Genomic DNA, 13,372 nt, shown 5'->3' on the forward strand with positions numbered 1-13,372 from the left:
AAGGGCGAGGTCATCAAGACCGTCCCCGAATCCAAGATCGTGGAAACCCTCATCGAAGAGGCACTGAAGATCGCCGAACAGATGGAGAAGGACGGTGCCGAAGCCGGCGCACCCGCCGTACTCGTTCCCTGACCCCCACTCGCCACGGCACGAAGGCCGGACCATGTCATTGCTCTCTGCCATCCGGGGACCGCGCGACCTCGACCGGCTCAGCACGGCGCAACTCTCCGCACTGGCCGGGGAGATCCGCGGCTTCCTGGTCGAGGCGGTGTCCAAGACCGGTGGCCACCTCGGCCCGAACCTCGGCGTCGTCGAGCTGACGATCGCCCTGCACCGGGTCTTCGACTCGCCGCGCGAGCGCATCCTCTTCGACACCGGCCACCAGAGCTACGTGCACAAGCTCCTCACCGGCCGGCAGGACTTCGCCGGGCTGCGCGCCAAGGGCGGCCTGTCCGGCTACCCGTCCCGGGCCGAATCCGAACACGACGTGATCGAGAACTCGCACGCCTCCACCGCGCTCGGCTACGCCGACGGCCTGGCCAAGGCCCATCAGCTCCTGGGCCATCGGGGCCGTCCCGTGGTCGCCGTCATCGGTGACGGCGCGCTCACCGGCGGCATGGCCTGGGAGGCGCTCAACAACATCGCCGACGCCAGGGACCGTCCGGTGGTCATCGTCGTCAACGACAACGAGCGCTCGTACTCCCCGACCATCGGCGGCCTCGCCAACCACCTCGCGGCCCTGCGGACCTCCCAGGGGTACGAGCGCTTCCTGTCCTGGGGCAAGGAAGCGCTGCAGCGCACCCCCGTGGTCGGCCGCCCGCTCTTCGGAACCCTGCACGGAGCCAAGAAGGGGCTCAAGGACTTCATCGCCCCGCAGGGCCTGTTCGAGGACCTCGGCCTCAAGTACATCGGCCCGGTCGACGGCCACGACCTCGAGGCCCTGGAGTCCGCGCTCGGCAGGGCGCGCGGCTTCGGCGGTCCGGTGATCGTGCACTGCCTCACCGAGAAGGGCCGCGGCTACCACGCCGCCGAGAGCCACGACGAGGACCGCTTCCACGCGGTCGGCGTGATCCACCCGGAGACCGGGCTGCCGGTCAAGACCGCGGGCAAGGACTGGACCTCGGTCTTCGGCGAGGAGATGGTCGCCCTCGGCCGCGAGCGCACGGACATCGTCGGCATCACCGCGGCGATGCTGCACCCGGTGGGTCTGGCGCCGTTCGCCGCGGCCTTCCCGGAGCGCACCTTCGACGTCGGCATCGCCGAGCAGCACGCCGTAACGTCCGCCGCGGGGCTCGCCACCAACGGCCTGCACCCGGTCGTCGCGCTCTACGCGACCTTCCTGAACCGGGCCTTCGACCAGGTTCTGATGGACGTCGCCCTGCACCGGCTCGGCGTCACCTTCGTACTCGACCGCGCGGGCGTCACCGGCGCCGACGGCGCCTCGCACAACGGCATGTGGGACATGTCGATCCTGCAGGTCGTCCCCGGTCTGCGGCTCGCCGCCCCGCGCGACGCCGATCAGCTCCGCGCCCAGCTGCGCGAGGCCGCCGAGGTCGCCGACGCGCCCACCGTGGTCCGCTACCCCAAGGGCGCGGTCGGGCCCGCGGTGCCCTCGCTGGGCAGGGTCGGCGGCATGGACGTCCTGCGCGGCGAGGCGGAGCCGGGCGGCGGCCCGTACCGCGCCGACGTACTGGTGGTCGCGGTCGGCGCGACGGCTCCCGCCTGTCTGGAGGCCGCCGAGCTGCTGGCCGCGCAGGGCATCACCTCCACCGTGGTCGACCCGCGCTGGGTCAAGCCGGTCGACCCCGCCCTGCCCGGACTTGCCGCGCACCACCGGGTCGTCGTCACGGTGGAGGACAACGGCCGGGCCGGCGGCGTCGGTTCGGCGATCGCCCAGGCCCTGCGCGACGCCGACGTGGACCTGCCGCTGCGCGACATCGGCATACCGCAGCAGTTCCTGGACCACGCGAGCCGGGAGCAGATCACGGCCGGGATCGGACTGACCGGCCCCGACATCGCCCGCCGGGCCGCGGCCCTGGTACGGGCCGGCCGCCCGGCCCTCGAGCACAGCGGAGGAAAGACATCGTGACCACGAACCGGCCGGCGCCGGATCCCACCCCCACCCCCGCGACGGCCCCGGCACCGCGACGCCGCGTCCTGCTCGCTTCTCCGCACGGCAGCTGCGCGGGCGTCGACCGTGCGGTCGCGACCGTCGAGCGGGCCCTGGAGATCCACGGCCGGCCCGTGTACGTCAGGAAGCAGATCGTCCACAACTCCTTCGTCGTGAAAGACCTGGAGGACAAGGGTGCGGTGTTCGTCGAGGAGACGGACGAGGTGCCCGAGGGCGCCGTGGTGATCTTCTCGGCGCACGGGGTGGCCCCCGGGGTGCGCAGCGAGGCCGCCTCCCGCAACCTCCGCGCGATCGACGCGACCTGCCCGCTGGTCGCGAAGGTGCACCACGAGGCCCGGCGGTTCGCCGACGACGGCTACGACATCCTGCTCATCGGGCACGAGGGCCACGAGGAGGTGGTCGGCACCCTCGGCGAGGCGCCCGGCCGCATGCAGCTGGTCGGCGGGGCGGACGACGTGGCCCGGGTGGAGGTGCGCGATCCGGCGAAGGTGGCCTGGCTCTCCCAGACCACCCTGTCCGTGGACGAGACGACGGCGACGGCGCAGTTGCTGAGCCGGCGGTTCCCGCAGATCGTCGCACCACCGAGCGGCGACATCTGCTACGCGACGCAGAACCGGCAGCAGGCCGTCCGCGCCATCGCCGGCGACAGCGACCTCGTCCTGGTCGTCGGCTCCCCCAACTCGTCGAACTCGGTCCGCCTGGTCGAGACCGCCCTCGCCGCGGGCGCCCCCGCGGCCCGGCTCGTCGACGGTTTCCGGGACATCGATCCCGCCTGGCTCGCCGGCGTGTCGACGGTCGGCCTGACCAGCGGCGCCTCGGCACCGGAGGTGCTGATCACCGAGGTGCTCGACTGGCTTGCGGAGCAGGGGTACCGCGAGACGGTGCGGGTCAGCCCGGTCGAGGAGAACGTGACCTTCGCCCTGCCCGTGGAGGTGCGCCGGGGAGGCGGTACGCCCACCGCGTGAGCCCCCGCCGGCCACGTTCCGCAGCCCTGCGAACACGCCCGCATACCCCCAAAAATCGGGGCGGCCGGCCGGGGGCCCGCGTTGTAGCGTGAGGCCATGTCGCAACGATTAATACGCCTTGTTGCCACGCTGGTTGCCCTCTTCGGTGTGCTGGTGACCGTGGCAACGCCGTCCTCCGCCGCCGCCTCCGGCCCGCCCGCCGCGGGGACGGCCTCCGGCTCTCCCGAGCTTCCCGCGCCGACGGGCCGGTACCTGGTCGGCGCCCGGACGCTGCACCTGACGGACACGTCACGGCCCGACCCGTGGAAGCCCGGCACGGCCTTCCGCGAGCTGATGACCACCGTCTGGTACCCGGCGCTCTTCCCCTCGGCCCGCGAGACCCCCTTCATGTCCGCGCAGTTGTCCACCGCGGCGTTCGGCACGGCCGAACTCGGCACCGTGCGCACCCACTCCACCACCGACGCGGTCTCCCTTCCCGGCCGCAGACCGCTGGTCGTCCTGTCCCCCGGCTTCGGGATGAGCCGCGCCTCCCTGACCGGGCTGGCCGAGGACCTCGCCTCCCGGGGCTACGTGGTCGCCTCACTGGACCACACGTACGAGGCGGTCGTGGAGTTCCCCGGGGGCCGGCTGGAGCCCTGTCTGAACTGCACCGGCCAGGGTGGTCCCGAGGTGGTGCGCAGCCGGGTGAAGGACATCCGCTTCCTGCTCGACCGGCTGACCAGCCCCTCCTCCGGCCTGCCCGTCGACTGTTCGCGCATCGCCGTCGTCGGCCATGCCATCGGCGGGACCAGCGCCGTCGAGGTCCTGGGCGAGGACGCGCGCGTCGACGCCGCCGCCACCATGGACGGCACCTTCTTCACGCCGCCGCCCGCGCAGCCGGTGACGCGGCCGGTCTTGCTGATGGGGGCCCAGTGGCCGACGGCCGGCGGAACCCCCGCCGCCAACTGGGTCGACCGCTGGTCCGCCCTCGCCGGATGGAAGCGCTGGCTGAGCGTCCCCACCGCCGGCCACATGTCCTTCAGCGACGCCCACTGGCTGTACGAGCACATCGACCTGACGGGGACGATCCCGCCCGTCCTGGCGCCGGCCCTGTTCGGAACCGTGGGCGGCGAGCGCGCCACGGCGATCACCCGGAGCTACGTCGGTTCCTTCCTCGACCTCCAGCTGCGCGGCGTCCCGAGCCCGCTGCTCGACCGGCCCTCACCGGCCCATCCCGAGGTCTCCTTCGTAAGCCCGTGACGGAAGGCGGCGGCTTCGGCCGTGCCGTCGCCGCAGCAACCGCAGCGACGAGCCGGCCCGCATCGCTCCCTTGAGGGGGCGGATGCGGGCCGGCTGGGTCCGTCGCGGCGGCCGTTCCGGCCGGGTGGGCCGCTACGGAAGGCCGGGGCGCTCGGCGACGACCATGCCGTAGCCGAATCCGGCCGCCTCCAGGCGCAGGACGATGCCGTCGAACTGGTCGACGACCTGGGCGCCGAAGCGCCGGGTGAGCGAGGCGCGGTCGTCCACCAGTCTCTGCCGCATGGAGGCCATGGTCCGGGCCACCGTACGGTCGCTCACGTCGGTGATCTCCACGGGGACCAGGCCCGCCTCTTCGAGCAGCGCCGGATAGTCCCGCAGTGCCATCAGCTTGCCGGCCAGGACCGCGTACTGCGGCGCCGCCTCGGCACGCGGGGCGCCGTCACCGGGCGCGGTGCGGTCCAGGAAGTCGGTGAGGGCGAGGCGTCCGCCGGGTCTGAGGACGGCTGCCGCCTGCCGGAGCACGGCGAGCCGGTCCGGCATGGCCATGATCGACTCGAAGAGCCAGACCGCGTCGAACGACTCCGGTGCGAAGCCGAGGTGCACGGCGTCCTCGCACCGGAAGCTCACCCGGTCGGCCGCTCCGTTCTCTTCGGCGTACCGCGTGGCCAGACGTGCCTGTACCGGGCTGTTGGTGATGCCGACGACCGAGGCGCCCGTCGACCGTGCGAGCTGGACGGCCGGCGCGCCCGTGCCGCAGCCGATGTCGAGGACCCGGGCCCCGGGGCCGGCCTTGATCCGTTCGGCCATGAGATCGGTGAGACGGCGGGAGGCCTCGGCCATCGTCGCGCGGTCGGAGGGCGCGTCCCAGTAGCCCATGTGGAGGCTTCCGCCCGACAGTTCGGCGAGGAACTCGCTCGTGTCGTTGTAGAAGCCGTCCTCCGCCTCCTGCTGCGAGAGGGGCTCCGCCGGGGCATCGGCGCGGCGCGTCATCGTCCCTCCCCGCCGAAGCGGTCGAGCACGCGCTGCTCGGCGGCGGGATCCAGCCCGCGGGCGACCCCCGCCTGCCACGGCGGCTCGCCCTCCCGCTCCAGCCAGGACCAGGAATCGGCCAGGGTGTCCCGGAGCGGTCGGCTGGTGTCGAGCCCCGCGCCGTGGGCGGCGGAGACGTCGACGTCGTTGATGCCTCCGCGCATCGCGGCGGGCAGCCACAGCGGGAGGTCGAGATAGGGGCGGATCCCGGCGGCCAGGAGCTCCTCGTCGGGGACCCAGACCAGTTCCGCGTCGGAGCCGGTCACCTCGCGCATCGTCTCCAGGAGATCGCCCATCGTGTGGCGGCCGCGGGCGCACACGGTGTTGAAGGCTCCGCCGGTACCGCGCTCGACGGCGTCCAGCATCCAGGGGGCGTGATCGCGGACGTCGACGTACTGGAAGGGGTCGGACGGCCGGCCGGGGGCCAGCACCCGCCCGCCGCGGTGGATGCGGCGCAGCCACCAGGTCAGCGAGCCGACGTCCTCGTACGGGCCCAGCATCGGCCCGGGGCGGGTGATCAGCGCGCGCTCGCCGAAGACGCGCTGGACGGCCAGCTCGCAGCCGCGCTTGGCCACCGGGTAGAAGGCGTCGGACTCGTCGTCGGGATCGCCCTCGACGGTGGCGGCGCTCTCGTCGGCGCCGGGCGGAGCCGGTGGCCGGTACACCGCCCAGCTGGATACGTAGCCGTAGTGCCCGACCCGGTCGGCGAGCAGCGCGCAGGTGTCGCTCAGCACGCGGGGGGAACCGGTCCAGGTGTCGATCACCCCGTCCCACTTCCCGTCGCCGATCGCCCGGCGCAGTGCCGGTGGATCCGTCCGGTCCGCGATCAGGGGCTCGATGCCGTCGGCGGCGGGGCGGCTGCCGCGGTTGAGGGTGGTGACGTCGTCACCGCGCTCCAGGGCCGCGTCGACGATGCTGCGTCCCACGAAGTGCGTTCCGCCCAGCACCAGAAGTCTCATGACGTCCTTTCGGAGGAGGGTGATCCGGGCCGGGGTGCGGTGGCGCGGGCCCGCGGACCCTCGGCCGGCGGCCCGGATGTCGCGACGTCGGGGGTACCGGACCGGCTCACGGCCCGGCCGCCGCGGGACCCGGGCCGCCGACCGGCGTCCCGCCCGCAGCGGACGGACCGTGCGGGTGCCTGAGGTGCCGGTGCGTCAGGCGCCGGTGCGCACGGCGGAGATCGCCACCGTGGCGTAGTTCATCGTGAAGCTGCCGCCCATCGCGTCGATGGCGGTGCCGGCGCCGTCGAGCACCTCGGCCATCTTGTCCGGGGGAAGCCGGGTGAAGGCCCCCAGCGTGGGCATCTGGTCCAGCCAGGCGTCCCGGGTGTAGGTCCACTCCCAGTCGAAGCGCCACTGTTCCGGCTCCCCGAAGCCGCCGGCCTCGCGGATCCCGTCGGAGGTCTTCGCGAAGAAGGCCTGGTAGCCGTCCATGGCTCCGGTCAGCATCGCCCGGAAGTCGAACGGCGCGTCGGGCATCACCCGCTGGCAGACCTCGGCGATCGCGTCGGCCACCTCGGCCGGGAAGTGGAAGACGTTCCAGAAGGCCGCCAGGCGGCCGCCGGGGCGCAGGATCCGCGCGGTCTTGGCCGCGCCCGCGACCGGGTCGACCCAGTGCCAGGCCTGTGCGGCCACCACCGCGTCGTACTGGCGGCCGGCCGGATCCCAGTCTTCGAACGTCGCCACGTCCACCGCGAGGCCGAACTGGACGGCGAGTTCCGCGAGTCGCGGATCCGGTTCGACGCCGGACACGTGACAGCCGATCGCCTGGAACTGCCGGGCGGCGATGCCGGTGCCGGTGCCGACGTCGAGGACGTCCTTGCCGGAACTGCCGGCGACGATCCGCTCCACCATGGCCTCGGGGTACCGGGGCCGGGCCCGGTCGTAGCGTTCGGCGTCCGCGCCGAAGGACTCCGCGACCTGTCGCTGCTGATGTACTTCACCGTGAGGATTAGTGGGCATGCGCCCACTTTAAATGGGCGGGCGCCCACTCGTCAACTCCGCCTGCAGAAAGCCGGCTTCGGCGCTCTGCACGCGAGTGCGGCTACGCGGGGGCCTGCGCGACCACGACGCCGTAGCCGAAGCCGGCCCGCTCCAGGAGGGGCAGGACGGTCTCGTACTGGCGCACGACCTGGCTCCCGTACTTCCCCACGAGCTCCTCGTGATCGTCGGTGAGCTTCTGCCGGAGGCAGTCGAGCGTCCGGGCCACCGTGTGCTCCGTGACGTCGGTCCGCTCGACCGGCACCAGCCCGGCCTGTTCCAGCAGGGACGCGTACTCCTCCAGGCGGATCGGCCTGGCCACCAACGGGGAGTGCCCGTGCTCGCGCGAGTGCTCGGCCAGGTCGCCCACGGCCTGCTGCATCGGGTCCGGCGCCGGGTCCAGGTCCAGGAGGTCGGTCAGCGCGACCCGTCCGCCCGGCTTGAGCACCCGCGCGACCTGGCGGAGCGCCCCGAGCCGATCGGGCAGGTGGAAGATCGACTCGATCATCAGGACCGCGTCGAACGACCGGTCCGCGTAGTCGAGGACGGTGGCGTCCGCGCACCGGAACTCCACCCGGTCGCCCAGTCCGGCCTCCCGGGCGTTGCGGACGGCGGCCTCGATCTGTACGGCGCTGTTGGTGATGCCGACGACCTGCGCGCCCGTCGACCGAGCGAGCTGGACGGCCGGCGCGCCCGAGCCGCAGCCCAGGTCGAGGACCCGGCCGTCCGGCTTCACCTCCAGCTTGCCCACCAGCAGATCGGTGAGCTGCCGGGACGCCTCGGCCATCGACGCGGGGTCGGACGGGGAAGTCCAGTACCCCTCGTGCAGGCTCCCGCCGAACAACTCGGTCAGCAGGCCGCTGAGATCGTTGTAGAAGCCGGCCACCTCCTTCGACGGCGGGGCCTGCGCTCCCGCCTCCTGCGCGCCGGCTGCCGCGATCTGATCACTCACTGAGCTCATCTCCTGTCGAATGGGGGGTGAGGGCGTGCGCCGCGGTCACCAGGTGACGGGGAGTTCCCGCATTCCGCTGATGAGCCGGCCCTCGGCGTTGGCGAGTTCCCCGGCGGGTACGGCCAGCCGCAGGCCGGGGAAGGCGGCGAGCACCGCGCGCAGTGCCACCTCCAGCTCCATCCGCGCCAGTTGGGCGCCCAGGCAGCGGTGCGCGCCGTGGCCGAAGGTGAGGTGTCCGGCCGCGCCCGCGCGGGTCACCTCGAACCGCTCGGGTTCGGGGAACGCCTCCGGGTCGAAGTTGGCGCCCGGCAGGCTGGCGAAGACCACGCTCTGCGCGGGGATGACGACGCCCCCGAGCTCCACGTCACACGTGGTGGCCCGCACCTGACCGGCGTTCTCGCGGGCGCTCAGCGGCGCGTACCGCAGCACTTCCTCGACGGCGCCGGGGACCAGCGAGGGATCGGCGCGCAGTGCCGCCAGTTGGTCGGGGTGGTCGAGCAGGGCCGCCAGCCCCTTGCCGAGTTCGGTGGCGGTGGACTCGTTGCCGGCCATGAGCAGGCCGCAGCCGAGGTGGACGAGCTCCGTCTCGCCGAGCCGGTCCTCCTCGTCCCGGGCCGTGATGAGCTCCTGGAGCAGGCTGTCGTCCGGGGCGCGGCGCTTGGCCGCGACGAGGTCGGTCATGTACGAGACGACCGCCTCGAGGGCCTTCAAGGACTCTCCGGGCGGGTAGGCGGTGGTGGCCATGACGCGATCGGCCCAGCCGCTGAACAACTCCCGGTCCTGCTGCGGGACTCCGAGGATCTCGAAGATGACGGTGAGGGGCAGGGGGCGGCACAGGCCGGCGACCAGGTCGGCGGTGGGCCCGGCGGCGGCGAGACGCGCGACGAGGTCGTCGGCGATCTGCTCGATGCGCGGGCGGAGGGCGCGGATCCGGCGGGCGCTGAACGCTCCGGCCACCAGGCGGCGCATCCGGGCGTGTTCGGGTCCGTCCAGGTCGTTGATCCCGGGTTTCGCCAGGACCGCCGACGGAACGACGACCGCGCCGATCCGGCGCGCCTCGGCCCGGCTGAACCGCGCGTCGGAGAGCACGGTGCGGACCTCGTCCATTCCGGTGACGAGCCAGCCCTTCTGACCGGACTCCGTGGTGACTTCCCGTACCGGCGCCTGCCGCCATGCCGCGAGAACCGGCGCGGGTACCGTATAGGCGTCACGCCCTGCCACTGCCGCCGCCCGCGGGCAGCCCGAAGGCATGCCTGTAGAGGCATTTAAGGGTATAGTGGGCATGCGCCCACCGTAGTGGGCAGATGCCCACTCGTCAACGTCTGGGCGCGGTACGCATGAAACGCACGAGGTCCACGAGAAAGGCGAGGGAGGCCCGAATGCCGACAGGGGTAGCGATCCGCGACGTGTCCCAGCAGCTCTTCGACGCAGCCGAACGAGTCCTGCTCCAGCACGGGCCGAACGCACTGACCAGCCGGGCCGTCACCGCCGAGGCGGGCTGCGCCAAGGGCGTCCTGCACCGCCACTTCGCCGACTTCGACGCCTTCCTCGCCGAGCTCGTCCTGGACCGCATCGGCCGGATCCAGGCCCAGGCCGCCGCCATGTCGGCCTCGGTCGGGACGGGGACGGTCGTGGACAACCTCACCACCGCGCTGACGGACCTCTTCAAGTCGGTCGCCGTGGCGATCGTCGGCCTCGTCACCGCCCGGGACGAGCTGCGCGCCCGGCTGCACCAGGCGGGCTCCATGGGCGTTCCGGTCCTGGCCGAGGCCACCGCGATGTTCGCCGCGTACCTCGCCGCCGAGCGCGAGCAGGGCCGCCTCGTGAGCGACGCCGACGTCGACACGCTCGCCCTCACCCTGATCGGATCGGGCCACCTGCTGTTCGCCGGCCGCGGGGGCGTCGCACCCGAGGTCGCCGACGTCCGCAAGGTCGTGAGCTCGGTCGTCGCCGGCGCCGCCCGGCCGTAGCGGTCGGGGCCCTCGACTCGGACCCGGGTCCGCGGACCGGCCCCGGGCCCGCCCCATAGCGGCCCGAACCGCTCGGCCGAACGAGCCGGCCGGACGGCCGCGTTGACGTGTGGGCGGTCGCCCACTATCGTGCGGGCATCTCCACCTCCGCGCTGACGCGAGCGGGTCGCGCCAAGGTCGGCGTCCATGACGCCGGGCCGGGTGCCACGCGCGGGGACGGACCGCGGCACGGAACCAGGAGCTCCGGCGCCACGGCCCGGAGCCCGGTGCCACGGCTCTCCGCCCGATCGGCGCTCCCCGCCCCGCAACGCCCTCCGGGATCCGGTCGAACGTGCCGGTGCGGCACCGGCCCTGACGCGTCCACCGCCGAGCGGACCCGGGCTTCCGCATCGCCCTGATGAACGGCGCGCCCGCGTCCCGCGGCCCCCGCCGCCGGCTCCGGCACGGCCGGCGGGACGCCCGCCGGCAGCCTTCGCACCCGCACCGCGGCAGAAGAGCCGCCCGCCACGTCCCGGCTCCCGCCCGTCCGACAGAAACGGGTCACATGAAAGCCCAGCACATCACGGAACTGCTCATCGGGCTCGCGACGGTCGTGCTGCTCGCCCGCCTGCTGGGCGCGCTGGCCCGCCGGCTCGACCAACCGGCGGTGATCGGCGAGGTCCTGGCCGGCATCCTGCTGGGGCCGACGCTGTCCGGCGACCTGATCTCCGGCCACCTCTTCCCGACGGACATCCGACCGCAGCTCACGGCCCTGGCCACGGTCGGGGTCGCCGTCTTCATGTTCACCGTGGGCCTGGACTGGGACCTCGGCCGCGCCCGGCGCTCCGGGACCCTCGCGGTCACCGTGTCCCTGAGCTCCGTCCTCCTCCCCTTCGGCCTGGGCAGCGCCCTGGGCCTGTACCTCCTGCGGGAGCACCACAGCCCGAACGACGTGGCGTTCGTCCTCTTCATGGGCATCGCGATGTCGATCACGGCGTTCCCGGTACTCGCCCGGATCCTCACCGAACGCGGCCTGGACCGTACGGCCCTGGGCGCCCTCGCGCTCGCCTGCGCCTCCATCGACGACGTCCTTGCCTGGTCGGTGCTCGCCGGTGTGACCGCCGTCAGCGGCGCGGCCGGCGTCGGCCAGTGGCGGCTCCTGCTCGTGGTCCCCTACCTCCTGGGCATGCTGTTCGTGGTACGGCCGCTGCTGCGGCGCCTGGCGGCGCGCGGTGCCGGCGCCGGCAGCCTCGGCCCGACCGGGTTCGCGTGCGTCCTCGCCGGGCTGCTGCTGTCCGCGGCCGCGACGGAGTGGGCGGGCCTGCACTACATCTTCGGAGCCTTCCTGTTCGGCGCCCTCATCCCGCGCGAGCAGTCCTCGTCCCTGCGCGCACGGATCCACGAACGGCTCGGTCAGCTGAGCCAGACCCTGTTGCTGCCGGTCTTCTTCCTCACCGCCGGCCTGGCGGTCGACCTGTCCGGAATCGGCCCGGGCGCTCTCGCCGACCTGGGGCTGATCCTCCTGGTGGCCGTCGGCGGGAAGTTCGCCGGGGCGTTCCTCGCCGCGCGCGGCCACGGCGTACCGGCCCGGCAGTCCGCGGCCCTGGCCACGTTGATGAACACCCGCGGGCTGACCGAACTCGTCGCGCTGAGCGTGGGACTGAGTCTGGGGATCATCGACCGGGACCTGTACTCGCTGATGGTGGTCATGGCGGTGGTGACCACGGCGATGGCCGGGCCCCTGCTGCGCCGGCTCCTTCCCCGGCGGCGCCCCGAGGCCGCGGAGGACTGGGATCCGGTCGTCCCGAACGTGCCCGCCGCCGCCCGCCGCTGACTCCCCGTGGCCGGCGCCGGCGGACGGGTGAGGGCGGTGGCCCGGCTGATGCTCAACCGGGCCACCGCCCCTTGCGTCGCGCGGGCCCTTTCGGAACGGGCCGTCAGAACTGGACGATCCCCGAGGCGACGGCCCACCCGATCAGCCGGGACTTGCTGCGCGCCCCGACCCGCAGCCGGGCGTCGCGCAGGTGCTCGTCCACCGTGTTCTTCGAAATGCCCAGTCGACGGGCGGTTTCCTTCGCGGTCAGGCCCAGAACGGCGAGCCGGACCACCTCGGTCTGCCTGGGGGTGAGTAGTTGCGATGTTCCTAACACGTCACTCAACACCTCGCTTTAGCCTGCACAGGAGCGCATATGAGATCGAGCTGTTCGTCGGGTCCCTCGCGCAAACGCCGTCAGTAGGACTCCTTGGCATTGATCCGGGCCGGCGCGTAGCGCTCGCCCGGCTTGGGCTCGTACCGCGGCCACCGGGCCTCGTTACCGGTGGGCGTGTCCCCGAGCACCACGACCCGCAGTCCCGTACGGCGCTGCTGGTAGTCGTCGACGGCGTAGTGCTGGGTGACCCGGTTGTCCCAGATCGCCACGTCTCCCTGCCGCCACCGGTACCGGCAGGTGAACTGCGGGGAGGTGGAGAACTCGGCGAGGTACTGCAGGAGCGCGTCGCTCTCGTTCCGGCTCAGCTGCACGATGTGCGAGGTGTGGGCCCGGTTGACGAAGAGAGAGCGGCGGCCCGTCTCGGGGTGGACCCGGACCACGGGGTGCTCGGCCCGGCTGTCCAGTCCGGGGATGTGGATGGCGTGGACCGCGGTGAGCCCGTCGAGCAGCTCCCGCAGCGGGGCGGAGAGGGCCTCGTAGGCGAGGTACTGGTTCGACCACATCGTGTCGCCACCCGCACCGGGGCTGCGCACGATCTGCAGGATCGACCCGATCGGGGGGTTCGGCGCATAGGTCATGTCGGTGTGCCAGATGGGGATCTTGCCGTCCTGCTCCGAGTCGATGATCTGGATCTCGGGATGTCCGTCGAGGTGGGGCAGGTAGGGGTGGACCTCCAGTTCACCGAGTCTGCGGCCGAAGGCGGTGCGCGCCTCGGGCGACCATCCCTCCTGGTCCGGGATGAAGAGCACCAGGTGCTCCAGGAGCAGACGGCGCAGCTCGGCGAACTCCTCGTCGGTGACGGATTCCAGGCGCAGGCCGTGGATCTCCGCGCCGAGGGCAGCGGTCAACGGACGGACTTCGAAGGCCGTCCCGCGTAAGTTCGACATGGTTTCAACCCTTTCACTCGTCTTCCAACCC

The 13,372-nt window shown here is 72.8% G+C and carries 12 protein-coding genes and 1 pseudogene; 6 read left to right on the forward strand and 7 right to left on the reverse strand.

The window, feature by feature from the left end; translation table 11 throughout:
- From ACIPYQ_RS21595 to ACIPYQ_RS21610, 4 genes and pseudogenes are all read left to right on the forward strand, one after another.
- Window positions 1-132, forward strand: a pseudogene (locus ACIPYQ_RS21595) (4-hydroxy-3-methylbut-2-en-1-yl diphosphate synthase); the annotation flags it as partial.
- A gap of 31 nt (window positions 133-163) precedes the next feature.
- On the forward strand, window positions 164-2,089 hold the full coding sequence (gene dxs / locus ACIPYQ_RS21600; RefSeq protein WP_401253448.1) for a 1-deoxy-D-xylulose-5-phosphate synthase: 1,926 nt from the start codon (window positions 164-166) through the stop codon (window positions 2,087-2,089).
- The gene (locus ACIPYQ_RS21605) at window positions 2,086-3,096 is read left to right on the forward strand and encodes a 4-hydroxy-3-methylbut-2-enyl diphosphate reductase (protein WP_401253451.1); all 1,011 of its coding nucleotides are present in this window, start codon (window positions 2,086-2,088) and stop codon (window positions 3,094-3,096) included. The genes dxs and ACIPYQ_RS21605 overlap by 4 nt, the downstream gene beginning before the upstream one ends.
- A gap of 96 nt (window positions 3,097-3,192) precedes the next feature.
- Window positions 3,193-4,335 (forward strand): alpha/beta hydrolase family protein, encoded by a 1,143-nt coding sequence (locus ACIPYQ_RS21610; RefSeq protein WP_401253454.1) that lies wholly within the window; start codon window positions 3,193-3,195, stop codon window positions 4,333-4,335.
- A gap of 132 nt (window positions 4,336-4,467) precedes the next feature.
- On the opposite strand, the gene ACIPYQ_RS21615 is transcribed toward ACIPYQ_RS21610, so the two are convergent.
- The 5 genes from ACIPYQ_RS21615 to ACIPYQ_RS21635 form a co-directional block, all read right to left on the reverse strand.
- Window positions 4,468-5,325 carry an SAM-dependent methyltransferase gene (locus ACIPYQ_RS21615; protein ID WP_401253456.1) on the reverse strand — a complete coding sequence of 286 codons (858 nt, stop codon included), beginning with the start codon at window positions 5,323-5,325 and terminating at the stop codon, window positions 4,468-4,470.
- Window positions 5,322-6,323, reverse strand: a complete 1,002-nt coding sequence (locus tag ACIPYQ_RS21620) for an NAD-dependent epimerase/dehydratase family protein (RefSeq protein ID WP_401253459.1) — start codon at window positions 6,321-6,323, stop codon at window positions 5,322-5,324. Before ACIPYQ_RS21620 ends, ACIPYQ_RS21615 begins: the two co-directional genes overlap by 4 nt.
- Before the next feature lie 195 nt (window positions 6,324-6,518).
- Entirely contained in the window at window positions 6,519-7,325 is an 807-nt protein-coding gene (locus tag ACIPYQ_RS21625) for a class I SAM-dependent methyltransferase (RefSeq protein WP_361754514.1), read from the reverse strand.
- A gap of 82 nt (window positions 7,326-7,407) precedes the next feature.
- Window positions 7,408-8,295, reverse strand: a complete 888-nt coding sequence (locus tag ACIPYQ_RS21630; RefSeq protein WP_401253462.1) for an SAM-dependent methyltransferase — start codon at window positions 8,293-8,295, stop codon at window positions 7,408-7,410.
- A gap of 45 nt (window positions 8,296-8,340) precedes the next feature.
- Window positions 8,341-9,516: a cytochrome P450 gene (locus tag ACIPYQ_RS21635; RefSeq protein WP_401253465.1), complete on the reverse strand. Its 1,176-nt coding sequence runs from the start codon at window positions 9,514-9,516 to the stop codon at window positions 8,341-8,343.
- Between the two features lie 158 nt (window positions 9,517-9,674).
- On the opposite strand from ACIPYQ_RS21635, the gene ACIPYQ_RS21640 reads away from it, so the two are divergent.
- Window positions 9,675-10,265, forward strand: coding sequence for a helix-turn-helix domain-containing protein (locus ACIPYQ_RS21640; protein ID WP_361754505.1), 591 nt, complete (start codon window positions 9,675-9,677; stop codon window positions 10,263-10,265).
- Window positions 10,266-10,809: 544 nt separating this feature from the next.
- Complete coding sequence (locus ACIPYQ_RS21645) at window positions 10,810-12,078, forward strand: cation:proton antiporter (RefSeq protein ID WP_401253468.1); 1,269 nt, start codon at window positions 10,810-10,812, stop codon at window positions 12,076-12,078.
- Between the two features lie 103 nt (window positions 12,079-12,181).
- Here ACIPYQ_RS21645 and ACIPYQ_RS21650 read toward each other — a convergent pair whose 3' ends face one another.
- Both ACIPYQ_RS21650 and ACIPYQ_RS21655 read right to left on the reverse strand, forming a co-directional pair.
- Window positions 12,182-12,394, reverse strand: coding sequence for a helix-turn-helix transcriptional regulator (locus ACIPYQ_RS21650; protein WP_361754499.1), 213 nt, complete (start codon window positions 12,392-12,394; stop codon window positions 12,182-12,184).
- A gap of 80 nt (window positions 12,395-12,474) precedes the next feature.
- Window positions 12,475-13,341: a TauD/TfdA dioxygenase family protein gene (locus ACIPYQ_RS21655; RefSeq protein WP_401253472.1), complete on the reverse strand. Its 867-nt coding sequence runs from the start codon at window positions 13,339-13,341 to the stop codon at window positions 12,475-12,477.
- Window positions 13,342-13,372 lie beyond the last annotated feature (31 nt).

The sequence above is a fragment of the Streptomyces sp. NPDC090045 genome (assembly GCF_044747975.1).
Taxonomy (GTDB): domain Bacteria; phylum Actinomycetota; class Actinomycetes; order Streptomycetales; family Streptomycetaceae; genus Streptomyces.

What these genes read in the sequence shown, in the direction of transcription:
- dxs (WP_401253448.1), top strand. Translation starts at nt 164, where the DNA reads ATGTCATTGCTCTCTGCCATCCGGGGACCGCGCGACCTCGACCGGCTC.
- ACIPYQ_RS21610 (WP_401253454.1), top strand. Translation starts at nt 3,193, where the DNA reads ATGTCGCAACGATTAATACGCCTTGTTGCCACGCTGGTTGCCCTCTTC.
- ACIPYQ_RS21615 (WP_401253456.1), bottom strand. Translation starts at nt 5,325, where the DNA reads ATGACGCGCCGCGCCGATGCCCCGGCGGAGCCCCTCTCGCAGCAGGAG.
- ACIPYQ_RS21620 (WP_401253459.1), bottom strand. Translation starts at nt 6,323, where the DNA reads ATGAGACTTCTGGTGCTGGGCGGAACGCACTTCGTGGGACGCAGCATC.
- ACIPYQ_RS21625 (WP_361754514.1), bottom strand. Translation starts at nt 7,325, where the DNA reads ATGCCCACTAATCCTCACGGTGAAGTACATCAGCAGCGACAGGTCGCG.
- ACIPYQ_RS21640 (WP_361754505.1), top strand. Translation starts at nt 9,675, where the DNA reads ATGCCGACAGGGGTAGCGATCCGCGACGTGTCCCAGCAGCTCTTCGAC.
- ACIPYQ_RS21645 (WP_401253468.1), top strand. Translation starts at nt 10,810, where the DNA reads ATGAAAGCCCAGCACATCACGGAACTGCTCATCGGGCTCGCGACGGTC.
- ACIPYQ_RS21655 (WP_401253472.1), bottom strand. Translation starts at nt 13,341, where the DNA reads ATGTCGAACTTACGCGGGACGGCCTTCGAAGTCCGTCCGTTGACCGCT.